This is a genomic window from Dermacoccus sp. MPR-E5, from assembly GCF_058809565.1.
In genome coordinates, this window is the sequence record NZ_JBXASS010000009.1 from 77,912 (window position 1) to 97,117 (window position 19,206).

Here is a 19,206-nt window from a genome sequence, read left to right on the forward strand (position 1 = left end):
CCCCTACGGATGTGGACGAAAATCGCAGATGTGGACAAGGATCGCAGCGAGGCCCAGGGCGCTGACGGGACATGAGCCGCCGGGCACCCGTGTGGGTGACGACTCGGTGTGAGAGGCGAAACCCATTGGAAAAATTAGGGATCGACTCTAGGGTGAAACTCATGGAGACGTCGCGCAGCCAGTCGGATCACCCGGTCAGTTCGCCGAACCAGAATGCATCGGCTTCGTCAGAGAAGCCCTTGGCACTCGTCGCGGGAGCCTCGCGCGGGCTGGGTTTTCTCGTCGCCACCGCCCTCGCCGACGCCGGGCACCGCGTCGTCCTCGCATCTCGCTCCGCCGACGCCCTGGCGAAGGCCGCCGACACGCTTGTCTCCCACGGCCACGCGCGCAGTGCCGTCTCGACGATCGTCATGGACGTGAGTGATCGCGACGGGGTGGCTCGAGCCGTCGCCCAGGTCGAGCGCGAGCACGGCCCGATCGACGTCGCCATCCACGTCGCCGGTGTCATAGAGGTCGGCCCGGCCGAGAACACGACGCACGAGCACATCGAAGGCGCGATGAACATCATGGCGTGGGGGCCGATCAACCTCTCCGACGCCGTCATCCCCGGCATGCGCGAACGCGGGCGCGGGCGCTTCGGCGTCGTCACCTCCATCGGCGGCCTGCTGAGCGCACCGCACCTGCTCGCCTACTCGACGGCGAAGTTCGCGGCCGTCGGCTACACCGAGGGCCTCGCCGCGTCGCTCGCCCGCACGGGCGTGAGCGCCACCGTCATCGCCCCGGGGTTGATGCGCACCGGTTCGCACACGGCCGCACAGTTCTACGGCAACGCGCAGGCCGAATACGCGTGGTTTGCGCCCGCCGCGTCGCTGCCGTTCGTCAGCATGGACGCGACGAAGGCCGCGCGACGCATGGTCGACGGCGTCCTCGCCGGCAAGCCGTACGTCATCCTCACGCCCGCCGCGAAGCTCGGCGCACGCGTCCACGGCGTCATGCCGGGCGTGACGACGCGCGTCATGGGCCTCGTCGGGCGTGCGCTGCCCGGGCCCGTTCCCGGTGCGACGACGCCTGTCCCCGGATCGAAGCTCGCACCGAAGGCCGGACGATTCGTCAAGCTCCTCACGACGCTCGGTGATCGCGCGTCGCGCAGCAACCTCGAACCCGAGGGGCGAGCGGCCCCGGGTCGCGCCACCCGAAGATTTGAACCCAACCACCCGAGCATCCCAGACCCCCGACGAAAGGCACGCACCATGTCTGCTGGAACCCCGAAGTCCGACATCTCGCAGGAGCAGGTCGTCGAGATCATGCGTGGTGAGCGCTTCGTCATGCTCACCTCGATCGCAGTCGACGGGGCCCTGCACAGCCACCCGATGACGCCGCAGGAGGTGACGGACGACGCCGACGTGTGGTTCTTCGTCGGCCTCGGCACCGAGCAGGCGCAGGCGCTGCAGAGCAACCCGCAGGTCAACCTGTCGTTCGCGCACCTCGGTTCGTGGCTGTCCGTCGCGGGACGCGTCGAGTTCGTCGACGACCGCGCCAAGGTCGACGAGCTGTGGGGCGACGACGTCGCCGCGTGGTACGACGGCGGCAAGGACGACCCGGACCTCGGTCTCGTCCGCGTCGTCAGCGAGTCCGCGCAGTTCTGGGGCCAGCCCGGCGGCAAGGCCTCCGCGCTCGCGAGCATCGTCAAGGCGCGCGTCAGCGGCGAGCGTCCGAAGGGCCAGAGCGCCACGACCGAGCTGTGACGAACCCGGGAGCCGAACCGACGCGCGGCGGCTCCCGGCACCACGCTCCCCACCACCCCATCCCCACCAGCTGATCGCCGCACGTCGCGGTGATCCTCTCGAGGAGAAACTGATGCGAGCACTCACCTGGCAGGGCCAGGGCAAGGTCTCGGTCGAGCAGGTCGCCGACCCGAGCATCCAGGAGCCCACCGACGCGATCGTGCGCGTCACCTCGACCGCGATCTGCGGTTCGGACATGCACCTCTACACCGTCCTCGCGCCGTTCCTGACGAAGGGCGACATCCTCGGCCACGAGTTCATGGGCATCGTCGAGGAGGTCGGTTCGGGCGTCACGAACCTCAAGCCCGGCGACCGCGTCGTCGTGCCGTTCAACATCTCCTGCGGCCACTGCTGGATGTGCAACCGAGGCTTGTTCGCGCAGTGCGAGACGACGCAGAACGTCGACCAGGGCACCGGCGCGAGCCTGTTCGGCTTCACGAGCCTGTATGGTGCGGTGCCCGGCGGCCAGGCGGACTACGTCCGCGTGCCGCACGCCGATTTCGGCCCCATCAAGGTACCCGAGGCCGGCGAGGACGAGCGCTACCTCTACCTGTCCGACATCCTGCCGACCGCGTGGCAGGGCGTGCAATGGGCGAACGTGCGCCCCGGCGACACGCTCGCCGTCATGGGCGCCGGCCCCGTCGGTCAGCTCGCCGTCGCGAGCGCGCAGTACCTGGGGATCGAGGACGTCATCGTCGTCGACCGCGTGCCGGAGCGCCTCGAGCGCATGAAGGCCCGCGGCGCCCGCACGATCAACCTCGACGACCTCGACGGCTCGCAGGTCAGCGCCGTCGGCGACGCGGTGCGCGACCTGACGGGCGGGCGCGGTGCGGACGGCGTCGTCGACGCCGTCGGCATGGAGGCACACGGCAACCCGGTTGCCGCTGCGGGCCTGTCGGCCGTGAGCAAGCTGCCGTCGGCGATCTCGGAGCCGCTCGCGAAGAAGGCCGGCATCGACCGTCTCGCCGCGCTGCACGCCGCGATCGACAGCGTCCGCCGCAGCGGCACCGTCTCCGTCTCCGGTGTCTACGGCGGCGCGCTCGACCCGATGCCGATGATGCAGATGTTCGACAAGGGCATCGCGATGCGCATGGGCCAGTGCCACGTCAAGCAGTGGACCGACGAGCTGCGCGACGTGCTCGTCGACGCCGACCCGTTCGGCGTCGAGCAGCTCGCGACGCACCGCGTCGGGCTCGACGAAGCGGCGACGATGTACGACGTGTTCCAGAAGAAGCAGGACGGCTGCCAGAAGGTCGTCCTCAAGCCCTGACGCACTGACGGCCTGGGATCGGGTCGGCGTCCACCGAGACGCTGGGCCACCCGGCCGCCCGGCCACCACAGGATGGCGGGTAACTCACGGGTAGGCGCGCGGTTAGGCGCCGACCTGTGAGTTACCCGCCATCGTGCGTTCTACGTCCAGGCGGCGCCGCCTGGAATGGTGCGCGGAATAGTGCGGGCGCGACGGGCGCTGCAGTGAGCATGACGCCCGAGCAGTACGCCGCGAACATCGCCCGCGCCCTCGACGTGCAGGATCAGTCGGTGCGGTTGCAGGCCGCGATGGCGGCGGGCACACATCCGCATCCCGACCTGCTGGAGACGCTCGTGCGTCGCTGCGGCGTCGAGCCCGACTTCTTCGTCCGCGAGACCCTCGCCTGGGCGCTGACGCGCCTGCCGGCTGACGACGTCCTGCCGCGCGTTCAGCGCGAGCTGGCGTCGAAGAACATCCAGGCGCGCACGCAGGCGTTGCACGTGCTGTCGAAGGTCGGCGACGAGCGCGCATGGCCCTGGATCACGCCCGAGTTCCTGCACGACGCCGACGACGATCTCGCCCGCACCGCTTGGCGCGCGGCCGCCGCACTGGCCCCGCAGAGTCAACATGGCTCTCTCGCTGACGAATTGGTCGAAGAGTTCGGCCGTGGTGACGCCGGCACGCAGATGGCGTTAAGCGTCGCATTGCTCGGTCTCGGCGACGCCGCCGTCCCAGCGGTCAGGTCGGCAATCCGGAGCCAAGACGCGGCCGTCACCGAACATGCTCGCGCGACCGACCTGCTGCGCACCCGCCCCGAGCTCGCGTTCGACGGCGCCGTCGAGGAAGCCAAGCGCATCGTCGCCCTCGGCGGGCCTGGGGCCTGAGCGGCACGGGGCCGGGCGCCACCGACCCGGACGCGACGGGTCGGTGGCGACGTTGCCTGAGCCCATGAACAACCACCAGATCGACGTCACCGCCGCCCCGAGCGGCATGGGCTGCGTCGAGTGCGAGGCGAGCGGCGGTTGGTGGGGGCACTTGCGTCGCTGCGCGCTGTGCGGGCATGTCGGCTGCTGCGACTCGCGCACCACGCGTCGACGGGCCACGCGTTGACGGGCCACCGCGTCGTCCAGAGCTTCAAGCCGGGCGAGACGTGGTTCTACGACTACGAAACCCGTGAGATGGGTGACGGCCCGCAGCTTGCGCCGCCGACCCCGGCCGGCACGTCGGGTCTCGGCCTTGTCGAGTGCGGCGACGTCGTCGGTTCGGTGCGCTACGCCAAGCAGCGCTGGCCGGAGATGACGCTCGGACTTGGAGTCGCTGCATGGGCGGCAACTCGACGATCACCGCGATGGACCCTTACCCCGAAGAGTTCCCCGACATCAAGGCACTCGGCGTGCTCAACGTCATCAGCGGCCGCACCTTCATCGAGAAAGGCGCCGAGCTCGCGAAGATGGACCCGGCCGAGCGTCTCGACGTCCGCATCCGTGAGCTGACCGGTTTCCGCCTCGACGAGGAGATGCCGCGCCCGCACGCGCACGCCGTGACGGTGCCGACGTTCATGGCGCAGCTGAAGCGCGACTTCCTCATCCACGCCGAGCAGGACGGGCAGGAGATCTTCGACGCCCTCGGCGCCGACGACAAGGAACTGTTCTGGATCGAGGACTCGAACCAGCGCTTCCACGCCTACAACTACTTCGGCGACCACCCGGAGGAGCTCATCGCGTGGTTCGACGCGCACATGAAGTGACTCGCTGACACATGACTCGCTGACGGCGGGGTGTCCGACGACGGGCGCCCCGCCGCGCGCGTCATGCGGGGCGAGTCACTCGTCACGCGTCACTCGGGGCGAGGGACGACGATCATCGGCACCGGCAGGTGCGCGAGCAACCGGGTGGCCGTCGTGCCGAGGAACGTCTGACGCCTCTGCGCCAGGCGCGACGAGCCCACCATGAGGGCGCTGCGGGGCGCCCAATCGATGCGGCTAATGGCCTTCTTCAGTGTGCGGCCCTCACCGACGTCGACGCGCACGTCGAGATCAGCCCCCGCGAGCCCGCCACCCGCGTCACCAGGACGAGAACCAGAGCCCAGCCCCGCGCGCAGCTCGTCGAGAAGCGTGCGGGCGGCGTCAGCCTCGTCCTTCGCCGCGCCGCGGCTGCGACCGTCGCGATCGACGAGCGAGATGAGCCGCATCGGCAACCCGACCCTGGACGCGCCGGCGACGGCCTCGTCGATGACGAGTTGCGCGCCTGGGCGGGTTCCGACGGCGACGACGAGTTCGTCGAGCGGGCCCCGTTCCGCGCGGCGGTAGCGTCGCGGCGCCATCGCGACCGGCACGCTCGAGGCGTGCAGCAGCGCACCCGCGACGGGGTTCGCGACGAACCGGTTGCCCGGGCCCGCGCCGGCGCCGATGACGAGCAACGCCGCGCCCAGCTCGTCGACGGCGTCGAGGATGCCGCGCGTCACCGACGTCGAGCGGCGCACGTGAACCTGCGCGTCCACGCCATCGGGCACCGCCGCGAGAGCTGCGGTCAGCTTGGTGCGTGCCTGGTCCTCGACGCGATCACGGAAGGCCCGTTCACCCGGATGCTGGACGCCGAAGGCGCTCTCCTCGTGCAGCACGTACACGACGTCGAGGCTCGCACCGAACGTCCGTGCGAGGTCGACGCCGAGCGCGAGCGCATCGCCGGATCGGGCGTCGCCGCCCCACGCGACGAGGTAGCGGATCATCACGAACCGTCACCCTCGAGGATCTGGCGGGCGACGCGCTCCCCCATCCGGACGGCGCCGTCGACGTGCTGGTAGCCCTCCGCGGCGATGTCGGAGCACGCGAAACGCATCGGCCCGACGGCGTCGTGCTGGTAGGGGCCCCAGCGGTGCAGGCCGCCGAGGTCGTAGCTCGCGGCGTAGGCCCCGCGCGTCCATTCCTCGGAGCCGAAGTCGGATTCGTAGTAGACGACCGGCTCGCGCGCCTCGTCGCCGAGGTAGTTCGCGAGCGAGCGCAGGATGCGTTCCTTGCGCTCCTGCGCGCTGAGGCGGAACACCTCGTCGGCCTTCTCGTCGGAGACGAACCCGACGAGGGTGCCGCGCTCGTCACCGTGGTTGGTGTTGTCGTACACCTCCTGGTTCAGTTCCTCGGCGCCGAACCCGGTGCCCGACAGGCCTTTCTCGCGCCAGAACGGCGTCTCGTACACGGCGTGCACCTTGATGACGAGACCCAACGACTGGTGCTGGTGCATCTGGTGCTGCAGGCGCGGCATCGGCGGTTCATAGCTGATGCGCGAGTACAGGTTCGGCGGTACGGCGAGGATGACGTCCTTCGCCTCGACGACGAGACCGTCACTGATGACGCCCGCGCCCGCCGCCGCGTCGTCCGCGTTCCAGCGGATGGTGCGCACCGGCTGGCCGAGCTTGACGACGTCGTCGCCGAGCTCGCGCGCCATCCTCTCGGAGACGGACTGCATGCCGCCGACGACGCGCTTGTCGAGGATGAAGGTGTCGTCGACGAGGTTCGAGAACGACCCGGCGGACGCCGCCATCAGCACCGCCTGCAGCGCGGAGAACGCGTGTGCGGGCTTCGTCAGCATGCCGCCGGCGATGAAGATGCCGATGTTGTCGCACGCCTCCTCGTCGTCGGACTGCTCGCGCAACCAGTGGTGGAAGGAGATCGTGTCGAGTTCGCGCGCCTTGGGGTGCGCCCAGGGCTCCTCGGCGCCGATCTCGGCGGCGAGGTCGTCGAGGATGCCGGTGAGGCGCTCGATCTCGGCCTCGACTTTCTCCCCGGCGGGGAACATGTCGCCTGTGTAGAGCTCGCGGCGCCCGTCGGGGGCGAGGTAGACGTTCTTGCCCTGGCGGTAGCGAGTGAACGTCTCGAGGCCCAGCTCGTCGAGCAGCGCGATGAGCGCCGTCTGATCGGGTGAGACCCACTGGCCGCCGATCTCGAGGAACGCGCCGTCGATCGTGTCGGACCAGGTGCGGCCGCCGACGCGGTCGCGTGCCTCGAGGACGACGACGCGCTTGCCGGCCTGCGTGAGGCGGCGGGCGGCCGTCAGCCCGGCGGGGCCCGCCCCGACGATGCAGACGTCGGCGTGCAGGGTGGGTCGTTCGGTTTCTACCGTGTTCATCGGCTCTCTGTTCTTTCTCTTAGACTCTGTGCGGTGATCGATGGCAGGGGGCGACGGTGGTGACGGACGGCGACGCGCGCAGGCGGCGCGGGCGCCCGCAGGCTCCGGTGCTGACGCGGGATCGCATCACGCGGGCGGCCCTGCAGCTGGCGGAACGCCGCGGCCACCGCGCCCTGACGGTCGATGCACTCGCACGCGATCTCGCGGTGTCGAAGTCGGCGCTCTACAACCATGCCGCCTCGAAGGCCACGCTGTTCGTGTGGATGCAGGACGCGATCAACGCGACGATCGACACGAGCGCCTTCGCGAGCGCCGACTGGCGTACGGCGATGGCCGCGTGGGCGCGCTCGTACCGTGAGGCGTACGCGCCCTACCCCCAGCTCGTGCCGCTCATGGCGACGCAACCCATCGCGGACGCCCCGCGCACGGCCGCGATGTACGAGGCCGTCGCCCGCGGTCTCGTCGCGGGTGGGTGGGACGTCGCGGACGTGCTCAACGTCGTCGTCGCGGTGGAGGCGTTCGTCTTCGGCGCCGCCCTCGACGTCGGCGCGCCCGCCGACATCTTCGACGCGCGCAGCGCCTCCGACGAGGCTCCGAGCATCGCGAGCGCCGTCAATGCGCGCGCCGCGCGTCACGGGGTGGGGCGCGAGGCCGCCGACGCGGCGTTCGAACTCGGGCTCGTCGCGCTGCTCGACGGGTTGGCCTCGCGGCGGGGCTGAGGGCCCGCCGGCGATCGTCATGACGTCGCCTCGTCGAGGGATGCCGCGGCGTCGCGTCCGCTCCACGTGAGGCCCTCGCGGAAGAACTGCGGGTAGCGCGCTCGCACCGCGAGCATGACGAGCAGCCCGAGCGCGAGAATGCCGACACCGATGACGAAGACGAGGCCGACGCCGCCGAGCGAGGAGCCGGAGCCGAATGCCGGGTTCCAGCTCTCGACGGTCGTCTCGAAGAACACGACCGCGAGCGCCACCCCGCCGAGCAGCGGCAGGATCGTGCGCATCAACCGCGCGCGCAGGCCGTGTGCGCGGCGCCTGAAGTACCAGACGCACGCGAACGCCGTCACCGCGTAGTAAAAGCACACCATCATGCCGAGCGCCGTGATCGTGTCGTTGAGGACGTTCTGGGAGATGAGGCGCATGACGACGTAGAACCCGCCGGAGACGAGCGCCGACGTCAGGATGCCGGCCGACGGGGTGCCGCGGCTGAGGTTGAGTCGCTGCAGTGCCGGAGGCAGCGCCTTGTAGTACGACATCGCGAACAGGGCGCGCGAGGGGCCGCCCATGGTCGCCTGCAGCGACGAGGCGCTCGAGGAGAGCACCGACAGCGTCAACAGGAACGCGAGCGGGCCCATGACGGGGCCGGACAGGTTGAGGAAGACGTTCTCCGCGTTGTCGGGGTTGGCGAGGCCGTTGCCGGTGTCGCCGGTGCCCGAGAACATGATCGTCGCAACGGCGAGCAGGAGGTAGACGGCGAGGACGGACAGGGCCGTGATGGTCGCGCCCCAGCCCGCGGTGCGTCCGCCGCCCTTCGTCTCCTCGCTCAGGGTCAGGCACAGATCCCAACCCCAGAACAGGAAGATCGACAGGCTCATCGCGGTGCTGAAGGCACCGAAGTCGGTGATCTGCAGCGGGTCGAACCACGACAGGTCGGCCTGCCCGGCGGGGAAGCCGTGCTCGGCGGCGCGGTAGATCGCCATCCCCGCGTAGACGAGCAGGACGACGAGTTGGAAGCCGAGCAGCACGTATTGCACCCACTTCGTCGTCTCCACCCCGCGCAGGCACAGCCACGTCGAGATGCCCATGAACGCCAGGCACGTCACGACGTTGACGAGGGTGTTGCCGGCCAGGTCGGCGAGGTGAGGGCCGGAGAAGACCTGCCCGAGGAAGGCGTAGAAGAAGTCGACGGCCACCCCCGCGAGGTTCGACAGCACGATGATGTTGGCCGCGAGGAAACCCCAACCGCCCATCCAACCGACGTACGGGCCGAACGCGCGCGATGCCCACGTGAACGTCGTGCCGCTGTCCGGCATCTCGTCGTTCAGCTCCTTGTAGCCCATCGCGACGAAGAACATCGGGATGAACCCGAGCAACAGGACGGCCGGCACCTGCTTGCCGACCTCGAGGGCCGTCGGGCCAAGACTCGACGTCATCGCGTACGCAGGCGCGATCGTGCTGATGCCGATGGCGATGACGGCGAGCAGCCCCAGGCTGCCGCTCTTGAGGCCCTTGTCCTCGATGGGCGCTTCGGCGGTCATCGGTCATCCTCATCGGTCGGGGTCGACGGTTGCTGCTGCGTGATGCAGTGGATGCCGCCGCCGCGCACGAAGATCTCGCGGGCATCGACGGTGACGACGCGGCGTCCCGGGTAGGCGCGTTCGAGGACGGCGACGGCTGCGGCGTCCGCGCGTGCTGCGGGCGACTCCTCGTCGTCGGCGTCGGCGAATCGGCAGGCGATGACGCCGCCGTCGACGACGAGGTGGTTGATGTAGCTGAAGTCCACCCAGCCCTCGTCGTCACGCAGTTGTGTGGGCGCGGGGACGCATTCGACCCGTAATCGGCGGCCGCATGCGTCGACGGCCTGGGACAGCGTCTCGACGACCTCGGCGCTGATGGCATGGTCGGGGTGGCGCGCGTCCTGCTGGTCGTGGACGAGGACGACGCCCGGTTCGCTGAACGTCGCGACGATGTCGACGTGGCCGCGCGTACCGAACTCCTGCGCGTCACGCGTCAGGCCACGATCGAGCCAGATGACCTTCTCGACGCCGAGCACGCGACGGAACTCGTCCTCGACGTCGCGCTCGACGAGGCCTGGATTGCGGTGCGGGTCGAGCTGGACGCTGCGCGTCGCGAGAGCCGTCCCCTCGCCGTCGACATGGAAGCCACCGCCTTCGTTGACGAGCGGGCTCGACACGAGCTGGGCTCCGGCGCGTTGCGCGACGAAGGCGCCGACGTCCTCGTCGTGCTTCCACGTCGCCCAGTCCTGAGCGCCCCAGCCGTTGAAGACCCAGTCGACGGCGCCGAGCCGGCCACGGGCGTCGAGGACGAACGTCGGGCCCATGTCGCGCATCCACGCGTCGTCGAGCGCGGTGGTGACGATGTCGATGCGAGCGCCGTCGCGTGCGTGGCCCGCGAGATGACGTTCGGCGTGCCCGACGTCGGCAGGGTCGACGACCATCGTCACGGGTTCGAACTCGGCGCACGCTGCCGCCACCGCGGCCCACGCCGCACGCGCGCGTTCGGCGTCCGCGGGCGTCTCGCCGAGGGTGTAGCCCTGGTGCGGGAAGGCCATCCAGATCCGCTCCTGCGGGCTCCATTCCGCGGGCATGCGCCAGCAGACGGCCTCGTTCGAGGCGTCGCGCCGAGTCACCGCGCCTGCCCCAACGCGTCGTCGGCGTTGACGGGTTCGACGAGGGCGCCGTACGTCTCGGGACGCCGCGTGCGCAGGAACGGGAACAGCTGCAGCCAGTCACGTCGCTGATCGAGATCGACGTCCGCGACGAGCACGGCCGACTCGTCGCGCGGTGCGCGCACGAGGACCCGCCCGTAGGGGTCGCAGATGAACGAACTGCCGTAGAACGTCAGCGTCCCCTCGTCACCCCAACGGTTCGGCACCATCATGAACAGGCCGTTCGCGATGGCGTTGCCGACGATGACCTGCCGCCACAGCGGCTCGGTGTCGAAGTCGGGGAAGCCCGGTTCGGAACCGATCGCCGTCGGATAGACGAGCAGGTCGGCGCCCGCCAGCGAGTACAGGCGCGCGAGTTCGGGAAACCACTCGTCCCAGCACGTCGGCAACCCGACACGCATTCCGAGCTCTGACGGTTCGTGCACCGGGTAGGGTTCGTCGGGCTGTGCCGCCCGGAAGTAGTGGTCCTCGTAGTAGCCCTCGGTGACGGGGATGTGCAGCTTGTCGGTCGCGCCGACGCGTGTGCCGTCGGGCGCCATGAGCACGGCCGTGTTCGTGCCGAGCGAATCACCGACGGCGTCGCGGCGGAACATCGAGGCATGGACGAAGATGCCGTGACGACGCGCCTGCTCCGCGGCGAAACGAGCCGTCGGGCCGTCCGCGAGATCTTCGGCGGCCGCGGCGGCGTCACCCTCCGGCAGTGTGTCCGCCGGGTAGCGCATGAGCGACAGCTCGGGCAGCGCCACGAATCGAGCGCCCTGCGCGGCGGCCGCGGCGATGCCGTCGGCGAGCTCGGCGGCCGTAGAGTCGGCGTCGCCGCGCCAGTGGTGTTGCACGAGGGCGACCCTGACGGGCTCACGGGCGGGGGCGGCGGCGTCCTCGGCTGTGCGTGACAGGGGTCGCGGCGCCCCGAGCGATGTGATGATGCGCATGGTGATCCTCGCGGCCTCTCAGGCGTCCAGGGCGTGCATGACGTGCTTGACGCGGGTGTACTCCTCGACCGAGTACAGCGACAGGTCCTTGCCGTACCCGCTCGACTTGAACCCGCCGTGGGGCATCTCCGGGGTGAGCAGCACGTGCGTGTTCACCCAGACGCAGCCGAAGTCGAGGTCGCGGCTGACGCGCATCGCCGTGCCGTGATCGCTCGTCCACACGCTCGAGGCGAGCGCGTACTCGACGTCGTTGGCGAGCTCGATCGCCTCGGCCTCGTCGGTGAAGGTCTGCACGGTGAGGACGGGGCCGAAGGTCTCCTGCTGCACGATGTCGTCGTCCTGACGCACACCGTCGACGATGGTCGGCGGGAAGTAGAACCCGTCGCGCTCCATCGGACGGCCGCCGGTGAGGACGCGCGCGTGCTCGGGCAGCGCGTCAAGCTTGGTCGTGACGTCGGCGAAGTGACGCGCATTGTTGAGCGGGCCGTAGGCGTTCTGCGTCTCGTCGTCGGCGCCGGTGACGGTGGCCTGCGCAGCTTCGACGAGCAGGCTGACGAGGTCGTCGTGCGCGCCCTGCTCGACGAGGATGCGGGTGACGGCCGTGCAGTCCTGGCCGGCGTTGAACGTGCCGAACTCGACGAGCGCCTTCGCCGTCGCGGGCAGGTCGGCGTCGGCGAAGACGAGCGCCGGGGCCTTGCCGCCGAGCTCGAGGTGCGCGCGCTTCAGGCCATCGGCGGCACTGCGCGCGACAGCGCGGCCGGCCCGCACCGAACCGGTAATGGAGACCATGCCGGGCGTGCGGTGCTCGGTCAGCAGCTGCCCGGTCGAGGCGTCGCCGAGGACGACGTTGACGACCCCGGCCCCGAACACCTCGGTGCACATACGGGCGAGCACGAGCGTCGACTCGGGCGTCGTATCCGACGGCTTGAGGACGACGGTGTTGCCCGCCGCGAGCGCCGGGCCGAGCTTCCACAACGCCATGAGGATCGGGTAGTTCCAGGGCGTGACCTGCGCGACGACGCCGACGGGCTCGCGGCGCACGTACGAGGTGTGCCCGCCGAAGTACTCACCGGCGGCCTTGCCCTCGAGCGTGCGCGCCGCGCCGGCGAAGAAGCGGATGTGGTCGGCTCCCGTCGTCACCTCCTCATCGGCGATCTGCTTCCGCGGCTGACCGGTGTTGCGGTGCTGCGCCTCGACGAGCTCGTCGAGGTTCGCCTTGAGAGCGTCCGCGAACTTGAGCAGCATGGTCTGACGCTCCCCCGGCGTCGTGCGATTGAAGGTCTTCGCGGCCTTCTGGGCGGCGTCGAACGCGGCGTTGACGTCCTGGGCGTCACTGATCGGTGACGTCGCGACGACCTGGCCGGTGCTGGGGTCGACGACGTCCAGTCGGCCCTCGCCGTGGGCGTCGACGGCCCCGCCGTCGATGACGTTGCGCAGCAGGGTGCTCATGAGCTTCTCCTCGGATGTCGCGGCGGTAAGCACTGTGGTGAGCGCCACACTTAAATGACTTTCGTTCATTATTAGCACGCAGGCGGCGCCCACGAAAGCATCTCGGGAGGGGCGCCTCACATGGCGGACACCCTCGACCGACGTGGGCGGCCGACCTCGAGGCGCGTCAAGGCGAGCCGGCCGCGGACCGCCGGAGCGGTCCGTCTGGGCGACTCGTCAGGCGGCTCGCCAGCCGAGCGCAGCTGAGCTCAGCGCAGCGTCGCGGCCGCTTCGGCATGAGCGGCGACGAGGCGTTCGATCTGGCTGTCGGCGCGCACGATGAGGTCGTCGAGTTCGGCGACGTCGATGCGCGCATCGTTGATCGCGAGCACGCGCATGCCCTCCCAGCCGGCCCGCTTGCCACGAACGGCCGCCAGCAGCGCCTCGAGTTCGAGCACGTCGCTCAGCGGCGAGCGGCGCACGAAACGGCCGTTGAGTTTCACGCGGCTGACGGTCTCGCCGACGCTCAGCGCGAGCTGCGCGAGCCGCGCCTCACCCACCCCGAGCGCGTCGGCCATGACGCGCAGGCGTGCGCGGTCCTCGGCGATCTCCCGCGTCAGCGTCGCGAGCACCTTCCGCGTGCGCGCCGAACTCTGCGAGCGCGACGCGCGCTCGAACAGGTCGAGCCCACCCTTCGATGCGGCCCAGTGATGAGCGACGTAGCTGGTGACGAACTTGTCGCGCGATTCCATGATCGACCTCCTGCAGGTCTGCGAGAACGGGTGTCACCGTCAGCCTAGGAGGTCACCGTGCGCGCGACCAGCCCGACGCAACACGGTGGATGTCGGAAGTTCGTCATGGTTGATTTCCTTGTGTCGCAACATGTTGGCAAGGTATCCCCATGTCGTCCCATCCGAGCACCGATGGAGCCGCACACCTCCGTCTGGCGACGGGTGAGGAGTCGAGGGGCGCGCCCGCACCCCGCGCACTGCGCGTCACCCTCGTCGACGACGACGCCCTCGTCATGGCCGGTTTCCAGGCACTGCTCGCGCCCTTCGCCGCACGCGTCGAGGCGACGTGCAGCCGCGGCGTGCCCACCGAACCCACCGACGTCGCGCTCTTCGACTGCTTCGCCGCCCCCGAGCCGGGGTGGGCGACGCTGGCGCGCCTGCGCGACACAGCCGCCGTCGCGCGCCTCGTCGTCTACACCAACGACCCTCCGCAGGCGCACGTCGGTGCGCTCACCGACTTCGGCGTCGCGGGCGTACTGACGAAGCACGCGACGGCCGACGAGCTCGTCACCGCACTCGAACGCGTCGCCCGCGGCGAGCGCGTCGTCGACCCCGCGTTCCCCGTCGAGCTGGGTGACGACTGGTGGCCCGGGCGCGCCGAGGGGCTCACCGAGCGAGAGGCGCAGGCCGTCACGCTCATCTGCCGCGGCCTGCCCAACGGCGCGATCGCGCACGAACTCAACGTCTCCCTCAACACGCTCAAGAGCTACATCCGCTCCGCCTACCGCACCATGGGCGTCGCCTCCCGCAGCGAGGCGGTGCTGTGGGGCGTCGCCCGCGGACTGCACGTCGACGGCCGGCCCTGACGCGCTCACCACTTTCCAGCATGGCGCCGCGCAACGGCGGTCCATCAGGCAGCCGACGCTTCACCTCCTTGCGGGTGTGGCGCGAAACACGGTGAGCGACAACACTTCTCATCACCACCGACACCTCACGACCCTTGATCGTCGGATCGCTCGAAGGAGAGCTGTGCCCCGCCTCACCGTCGCCGTTGTCGCACGTAGCGAGCTGTTCGGATGCGGCGCGATGGCGGCTCTCGACGCGTTCGGCGTCGCGACACGCCTCGTGCTCGTGCGTGGCCCGGGCCTGCGCGCCGAGGATCTCGCGCTCGATGCCGACGTGGCCGTGCTCGAGTGGAACGAACCCAACCGCAACGCCTGGGATCAACTACGCGCGCTGCACGCCGCGAACCCGACGACGAAGCTGCTCGTGTCGTCGCTGCACACCGACGAGGCCGCCATCAGCCGGCTCCTCGCGCGCGGCGCGTCGGGAGTCGTCGGACGGTCGGCGAGCGCCGCCGATCTGCGCGCCGGGGTCGATGACGTGGTCGCGGGCCGAATCGTCCGCCCCGCGGTGCTTCGACCCTCCCCCACGGACGCGCGGCCGACCGTCCCCTCCGACGGGCTGACCGCACGTCAGGCGCAGATCGTCGATCTCATCTGCTCGGGCATGCCGAACGCGCAGATCGCCGAGCGCCTGCACCTGAGCGTCAACAGCATCAAGTCGCACATCAGAGGCGCCTACCGCGCGATGGACGTGCAGACGCGCCCTCAAGCCGTGTTGTGGGGTCTGGCGCGCGGCTACGGTGGTCATGTGTCCGACGATCACTGGCCGCCAGCCGCGGCCCCCACCTCATCATCCGGCTCGTCGACGCACCCAACCGATGACGACGAGTCGCAGGCCCCTGACCTCGCCGACTGGCTCGCCGAACAAGCCGACGCGGGCCTCGAGGGCGCGGACGAGGCAGCCATCCGCGACGTCATCGGCGCGATGATCGAGCACCCTCGGTTTCCGTGCCTCGGAGCGCGTTCGGCGCTGAAACGCGACGGCGCGCTCGTCCGCGTCTTCGACGACATGACCGATGACGCGTGTCTCTCGACGCTCAGCGCTGAGCTGGCCGACTTCGCCGCGATCGAGCGTGGCCCGCGCGAGTTCGGCTCGTTCATCGCCGTCTTCCGTCGCCCGCGGGTGGGCGACGAGCGGGAGTTCGAGAACCTCCTGTGGGGCATGCTGCAGCGATTGCACGATCGTGACGACGCGCCGTGGGCCGAGCGCGTGTCGCCCGACACGACGTCACCGCACTTCAGTTTCAGCCTCGGCGGCGTGCCGTTCTTCCTCGTCGGGCTGCATCCGCAGGCCTCGCGCATCGCGCGCCGTGCTCCGCTGACGACGGTCGTGTTCAACCTGCACGATCAGTTCGAGCAGCTGCGAGCTGACGGCGGCTTCGACCGGATGCGCGACGCGATCCGCCGCCGCGATGCTGCGTTGCAGGGTTCGATCAATCCGGTCGTCACCGATCATGGACGCTCGTCGGAGGCGCGTCAGTACTCTGGGCGGCACGTGGAGGACGACTGGCGTGCCCCGTTCACCGCGCACCCTTCGAAGGAGAATCCTGATGACTGACCCGCGACGCCCGCGCTCCCCCCACCCGCCGACGCCGCGGCCGCCGTACGCGGGCGGCCCCGAAGCTCCCGCCGACGGTTGGTCGCGCATCGCCCCGCAGACGGGGGTGCTCGTGCCGCTGGCGGCCGGTCAGGTGCTCGAGGTCGTCGACCCGTGTGGTGAGCAGGTGAGCGACTTCTACGCCGTCATGCAGGACGACATCGCCGAGTGCTTCTCGGCGGGGCGCACCGTCGACTACAACAACACGTTGTACCCATCGACGGGGCACCGGTTGTGGAGCAACCGCAGCAGCGTCATGGCGACGATCGTCGCGGACTCGGTGGGCATCCACGACATGACGGTGACGCCGTGCAGCCAGCAGACGTTCGACATCCTCTACCCCGAGTTCGACGGCGCCCCGCACCCGAGTTGCTTCGCGAACCTGTGCGGCGCGCTCGAACCCGTCGGCGTCGCGCCCGACCACATCGGCACGACGCTCAACATCTTCATGGACGTGTGGACGAGCCCCGACGGTGAACTGCACATCGACCCGCCGCCGACGCAGGCGGGCGACGTCTTCGCCATCCGCGCCGAAGCCGACCTGTTCGTCGGGCTGACGGCCTGCTCGGCCGAGAAATCGAACGCCGGCGTCTGCAAACCCATCGACTACCGGGTGCGCTGAGGCGCTGACGTCGCACCGGTCCTGTCAGCGAAAGTGGCGAAACAGGCGGCCGTTCAGGCCCCGTCGGGGCTCAGGCGCTCCGAGCAGAATGAGCATCGAGACGGCCCATGTTGTGTCACGAAAGCGCGAAATAGCGCGCGTTCATGACACACCATCCTTGGGTGGGGAGGCGTTGTGAGCCGACACGGCGCTCCGATGGTCAGCAGAACGTGACGCCCGACCCCGCCCATTTGGTGCCGTCCTTGATGAAGGACGCGACGTTGAGCGTCACGGTTGTCGTGCCGTAGCCGTCGACAGTCACGAGGTAACTGAGTGACACGGAGGCCGGGTTGGCGCTGCTCGTGCCGGAGGAGTTCGTGAGTGAGATGCCGATGTACGTGTTGCAGACCTGGGCTGTTGAACTGGCAGGACCACTGCAGCCGCCGTTCGGCGTGCCGGCTGTACCGGAGCCCGCGACGCCGGTGCCGCCCGTCAACGCGTAGCTCTTGCCCTGTGATGTACGACGCAACCGTCCCCTTGTGCGTGCTCGACGGGGCCTCCGTCATGCCCCCGAGCGCCCCGTCGTCACGCGTCAGCGCAGGTTCGTCGGCAGCTCCTCGAGCAGGCGCAGCCAGAGCTCCGACGACGTCGGGTAGCTCGGCACCGCGTGCCGAAGGACGCCGACCGGCACCTGGCCGACGATGGCGACCGTCGCCGCGTGGACGAGTTCGGCCGCCTCGTGGCCGACGAACGTCGCGCCGAGCAGGCACCCGGTGGCACGGTCGACGACGATCTTGGCGCTCCCCACACCGTCGTCACGCAGCAGAGCCGTACCCGCGGCGCTCGCGAACGGCACCGCGACGGTGACGACGTCATGCCCCGCTTCGCGCGCCTGAGCCTCGCTGGAGCCGACCGCCGCGACCTGCGGGTCCGTGAACACGACCTGAGGGACGGGAACGTCACGCGGCGGCGGCGTCTCGTGCGCGCCGGCGAGTCGGGCGCCGAGCACGCGCGCCTCGTACTTGCCCATGTGTGTCAGCGGCGCGCCGCCGCCGGCGTCACCGATGGCGTGCAGCCAGGTCGGCAGGCGCCCGGCGCGCACGTCGTCCGCGTTGACGCCGACCGCGTCGAGACCGACGTCGTCGAGGCGCGGGCGACGGCCGGTGGCGAGCAGGAGTTCGTCGGCGACGATCCGCTCGCTGCCCGATTCATCACGTTCGACGGTGAGCGTCACCGGCCCGCCGTGCACGCGACCGAGGCCGGTGTCGGCGGCGCCGGCGCGGCTGGCGTCGGTGATTCGGGTGGCGAGGCGGACGTCGACGCCGGCCGTACGCAGCGCGTCGAGGACGGCCGCGCCGGCGAATGGTTCCTGGTCCGTGAGCAGCGCATCACCGCGCACGAGCATCGTGACGCTGCTGCCGAGGGCGCTCATCCACGTCGCGGCCTCGCAGGCGACGACCCCGCCGCCGACGATGACGAGCCGGTCAGGCACCTCGACGACGCCCGTCGCGTCACGCGACCCCCAGGCGTGCAGGTCGGCGAACATCGGCGGGACGACGGGCACCGAACCCGTCGCCAGCACGAGGGCGACGCCCGCTTCGACGACGGTGCTCGCGCCGCCGTCCGAGCTCACGCTCACCGTCCTCTCGCTGACGAGACGTGCGTGGCCGCGCATGACGTCGAGGCCTGCGCCCGTCGCCCAGTCGAGCTGGGAGGTGTCGTCGTAGTCCGAGACCCACGCGTCGCGGCGTGCGAGGAGCGCTGCGACGTCGAGTTCGGCGGGCCGCAGGCCGGGCAGGTGCTCGCTGGTCGCCCTGACGTCGAGCGGGCGCAGCAGCGCCTTGCTCGGCATGCACGCGTAATAGGAGCACTCACCGCCGAGCAGTTCGCCCTCTATCAGCAGGACGCTCAGCCCACCGTCATGGGCGTACTGAGCGACGTTCTCGCCCGTCGGCCCGCCACCGACGACGATGACGTCGACGCGGCGCACGCCGTCAGGGCCGTCAGACTCGGACGGGCGGTGAGGATCGGTGGCCGCGTCCGGACTGTCGACGCGGGGCACACCGCCAGGACCCTTGGGCTCGGCGGGCATGCGTCCGTCCTTCGCCTTGGTCTCGGGTGCGCCGTGGACGAGGTCGACGTATTCGCGGTGACGCCCGATCCAGCCCTTGATGAACGGGCACAGTGGCAGCACGTCGTGAGTGCCGTCGGCGCGCACGTCGTCGAGCGCGAACCTCGCGACCTGTGAGCCGACGCCCTTGCCCTCGTAGCTCGGATCGACCTCGGTGTGCGTGAACACGATGCGCTGATCGGTGAGTTGATATTCGGCGAATCCGGCGAGGGCGTCACCGTCCCACGCCTCGTAGCGGTTGGCGTCGGTGTTCTTCGTCAACGTCAGGTCGGGCACGACGTTCTCCTTCGATGGGGTCGGGCTGAGCGAGTCGTGCGACGGG

General features: G+C 70.1%; 18 protein-coding genes. 9 read left to right on the top strand and 9 right to left on the bottom strand.

All coding sequences use genetic code 11. The features are described 5' to 3' along the window. Positions 1-161: 161 nt before the first annotated feature. The 5 genes from AC1RS9_RS08645 to AC1RS9_RS08665 all read left to right on the top strand — a co-directional run bounded on the left by AC1RS9_RS08645 (position 162) and on the right by AC1RS9_RS08665 (position 4,780). Positions 162-1,745, top strand: a complete 1,584-nt coding sequence (locus tag AC1RS9_RS08645; protein WP_370448805.1) for an SDR family NAD(P)-dependent oxidoreductase — start codon at positions 162-164, stop codon at positions 1,743-1,745. A 112-nt stretch (positions 1,746-1,857) separates the two neighbouring features. After that, positions 1,858-3,054, top strand: coding sequence for a zinc-dependent alcohol dehydrogenase (locus tag AC1RS9_RS08650; RefSeq protein WP_062256513.1), 1,197 nt, complete (start codon positions 1,858-1,860; stop codon positions 3,052-3,054). A gap of 209 nt (positions 3,055-3,263) precedes the next feature. Next, positions 3,264-3,917, top strand: coding sequence for a HEAT repeat domain-containing protein (locus tag AC1RS9_RS08655; protein WP_235006266.1), 654 nt, complete (start codon positions 3,264-3,266; stop codon positions 3,915-3,917). 64 nt (positions 3,918-3,981) lie between these two features. Further along, entirely contained in the window at positions 3,982-4,143 is a 162-nt protein-coding gene (locus tag AC1RS9_RS08660) for a ubiquitin carboxyl-terminal hydrolase family protein (protein WP_200829269.1), read from the top strand. A 211-nt stretch (positions 4,144-4,354) separates the two neighbouring features. Next, positions 4,355-4,780 carry an alpha/beta hydrolase family protein gene (locus AC1RS9_RS08665; RefSeq protein ID WP_172462920.1) on the top strand — a complete coding sequence of 142 codons (426 nt, stop codon included), beginning with the start codon at positions 4,355-4,357 and terminating at the stop codon, positions 4,778-4,780. An 89-nt stretch (positions 4,781-4,869) separates the two neighbouring features. On the opposite strand, the gene AC1RS9_RS08670 is transcribed toward AC1RS9_RS08665, so the two are convergent. Both AC1RS9_RS08670 and AC1RS9_RS08675 read right to left on the bottom strand, forming a co-directional pair. Then, positions 4,870-5,760 carry a universal stress protein gene (locus tag AC1RS9_RS08670; protein ID WP_115296621.1) on the bottom strand — a complete coding sequence of 297 codons (891 nt, stop codon included), beginning with the start codon at positions 5,758-5,760 and terminating at the stop codon, positions 4,870-4,872. Next, positions 5,760-7,154 carry a flavin monoamine oxidase family protein gene (locus tag AC1RS9_RS08675; RefSeq protein WP_131940425.1) on the bottom strand — a complete coding sequence of 465 codons (1,395 nt, stop codon included), beginning with the start codon at positions 7,152-7,154 and terminating at the stop codon, positions 5,760-5,762. Before AC1RS9_RS08675 ends, AC1RS9_RS08670 begins: the two co-directional genes overlap by 1 nt. A gap of 56 nt (positions 7,155-7,210) precedes the next feature. Between AC1RS9_RS08675 and AC1RS9_RS08680 the strand changes: the two genes are divergently transcribed. After that, positions 7,211-7,873 carry a TetR/AcrR family transcriptional regulator gene (locus AC1RS9_RS08680; protein ID WP_115296623.1) on the top strand — a complete coding sequence of 221 codons (663 nt, stop codon included), beginning with the start codon at positions 7,211-7,213 and terminating at the stop codon, positions 7,871-7,873. A gap of 17 nt (positions 7,874-7,890) precedes the next feature. Here the strand turns inward: AC1RS9_RS08680 and AC1RS9_RS08685 are convergent, their stop codons facing one another. The 5 genes from AC1RS9_RS08685 to AC1RS9_RS08705 all read right to left on the bottom strand — a co-directional run bounded on the left by AC1RS9_RS08685 (position 7,891) and on the right by AC1RS9_RS08705 (position 13,671). Beyond that, the gene (locus AC1RS9_RS08685; RefSeq protein WP_115296624.1) at positions 7,891-9,408 is read right to left on the bottom strand and encodes an APC family permease; all 1,518 of its coding nucleotides are present in this window, start codon (positions 9,406-9,408) and stop codon (positions 7,891-7,893) included. After that, the gene (locus tag AC1RS9_RS08690) at positions 9,405-10,478 is read right to left on the bottom strand and encodes an agmatine deiminase family protein (protein ID WP_115297106.1); all 1,074 of its coding nucleotides are present in this window, start codon (positions 10,476-10,478) and stop codon (positions 9,405-9,407) included. Before AC1RS9_RS08690 ends, AC1RS9_RS08685 begins: the two co-directional genes overlap by 4 nt. A gap of 38 nt (positions 10,479-10,516) precedes the next feature. Then, positions 10,517-11,491 (bottom strand): nitrilase-related carbon-nitrogen hydrolase, encoded by a 975-nt coding sequence (locus AC1RS9_RS08695; protein ID WP_115296625.1) that lies wholly within the window; start codon positions 11,489-11,491, stop codon positions 10,517-10,519. Between the two features lie 18 nt (positions 11,492-11,509). Beyond that, on the bottom strand, positions 11,510-12,940 hold the full coding sequence (locus AC1RS9_RS08700; RefSeq protein ID WP_115297107.1) for a gamma-aminobutyraldehyde dehydrogenase: 1,431 nt from the start codon (positions 12,938-12,940) through the stop codon (positions 11,510-11,512). 248 nt (positions 12,941-13,188) lie between these two features. Next, positions 13,189-13,671, bottom strand: a complete 483-nt coding sequence (locus AC1RS9_RS08705; RefSeq protein ID WP_006946737.1) for a hypothetical protein — start codon at positions 13,669-13,671, stop codon at positions 13,189-13,191. A gap of 149 nt (positions 13,672-13,820) precedes the next feature. Here AC1RS9_RS08705 and AC1RS9_RS08710 point away from each other — a divergent pair, with 149 nt between their 5' ends. The 3 genes from AC1RS9_RS08710 to AC1RS9_RS08720 all read left to right on the top strand — a co-directional run bounded on the left by AC1RS9_RS08710 (position 13,821) and on the right by AC1RS9_RS08720 (position 16,774). Further along, positions 13,821-14,516 carry a LuxR C-terminal-related transcriptional regulator gene (locus AC1RS9_RS08710; RefSeq protein WP_062256521.1) on the top strand — a complete coding sequence of 232 codons (696 nt, stop codon included), beginning with the start codon at positions 13,821-13,823 and terminating at the stop codon, positions 14,514-14,516. 163 nt (positions 14,517-14,679) lie between these two features. Beyond that, a complete protein-coding gene (gene gntA / locus AC1RS9_RS08715) occupies positions 14,680-16,113 on the top strand; it encodes a guanitoxin biosynthesis heme-dependent pre-guanitoxin N-hydroxylase GntA (protein ID WP_083603810.1) in 1,434 nt (477 codons plus the stop codon). Further along, on the top strand, positions 16,106-16,774 hold the full coding sequence (locus AC1RS9_RS08720) for a DUF1989 domain-containing protein (protein ID WP_006946721.1): 669 nt from the start codon (positions 16,106-16,108) through the stop codon (positions 16,772-16,774). Before gntA ends, AC1RS9_RS08720 begins: the two co-directional genes overlap by 8 nt. Positions 16,775-16,973: 199 nt before the next feature. Here AC1RS9_RS08720 and AC1RS9_RS08725 read toward each other — a convergent pair whose 3' ends face one another. Both AC1RS9_RS08725 and AC1RS9_RS08730 read right to left on the bottom strand, forming a co-directional pair. Then, on the bottom strand, positions 16,974-17,282 hold the full coding sequence (locus AC1RS9_RS08725; RefSeq protein WP_062256523.1) for a hypothetical protein: 309 nt from the start codon (positions 17,280-17,282) through the stop codon (positions 16,974-16,976). Positions 17,283-17,345: 63 nt separating this feature from the next. Beyond that, positions 17,346-19,160 carry a GNAT family N-acetyltransferase gene (locus AC1RS9_RS08730; RefSeq protein ID WP_083603808.1) on the bottom strand — a complete coding sequence of 605 codons (1,815 nt, stop codon included), beginning with the start codon at positions 19,158-19,160 and terminating at the stop codon, positions 17,346-17,348. Positions 19,161-19,206: the final 46 nt, after the last annotated feature.

Bases quoted from the DNA above. Each gene is read 5' to 3' on its own strand.
- AC1RS9_RS08645 (WP_370448805.1), top strand. From the start codon at position 162: ATGGAGACGTCGCGCAGCCAGTCGGATCACCCGGTCAGTTCGCCGAAC.
- AC1RS9_RS08650 (WP_062256513.1), top strand. From the start codon at position 1,858: ATGCGAGCACTCACCTGGCAGGGCCAGGGCAAGGTCTCGGTCGAGCAG.
- AC1RS9_RS08655 (WP_235006266.1), top strand. From the start codon at position 3,264: ATGACGCCCGAGCAGTACGCCGCGAACATCGCCCGCGCCCTCGACGTG.
- AC1RS9_RS08660 (WP_200829269.1), top strand. From the start codon at position 3,982: ATGAACAACCACCAGATCGACGTCACCGCCGCCCCGAGCGGCATGGGC.
- AC1RS9_RS08665 (WP_172462920.1), top strand. From the start codon at position 4,355: ATGGGCGGCAACTCGACGATCACCGCGATGGACCCTTACCCCGAAGAG.
- AC1RS9_RS08670 (WP_115296621.1), bottom strand. From the start codon at position 5,760: ATGATCCGCTACCTCGTCGCGTGGGGCGGCGACGCCCGATCCGGCGAT.
- AC1RS9_RS08675 (WP_131940425.1), bottom strand. From the start codon at position 7,154: ATGAACACGGTAGAAACCGAACGACCCACCCTGCACGCCGACGTCTGC.
- AC1RS9_RS08685 (WP_115296624.1), bottom strand. From the start codon at position 9,408: ATGACCGCCGAAGCGCCCATCGAGGACAAGGGCCTCAAGAGCGGCAGC.
- AC1RS9_RS08690 (WP_115297106.1), bottom strand. From the start codon at position 10,478: ATGCCCGCGGAATGGAGCCCGCAGGAGCGGATCTGGATGGCCTTCCCG.
- AC1RS9_RS08695 (WP_115296625.1), bottom strand. From the start codon at position 11,491: ATGCGCATCATCACATCGCTCGGGGCGCCGCGACCCCTGTCACGCACA.
- AC1RS9_RS08700 (WP_115297107.1), bottom strand. From the start codon at position 12,940: ATGAGCACCCTGCTGCGCAACGTCATCGACGGCGGGGCCGTCGACGCC.
- AC1RS9_RS08705 (WP_006946737.1), bottom strand. From the start codon at position 13,671: ATGGAATCGCGCGACAAGTTCGTCACCAGCTACGTCGCTCATCACTGG.
- AC1RS9_RS08710 (WP_062256521.1), top strand. From the start codon at position 13,821: ATGTCGTCCCATCCGAGCACCGATGGAGCCGCACACCTCCGTCTGGCG.
- AC1RS9_RS08720 (WP_006946721.1), top strand. From the start codon at position 16,106: ATGACTGACCCGCGACGCCCGCGCTCCCCCCACCCGCCGACGCCGCGG.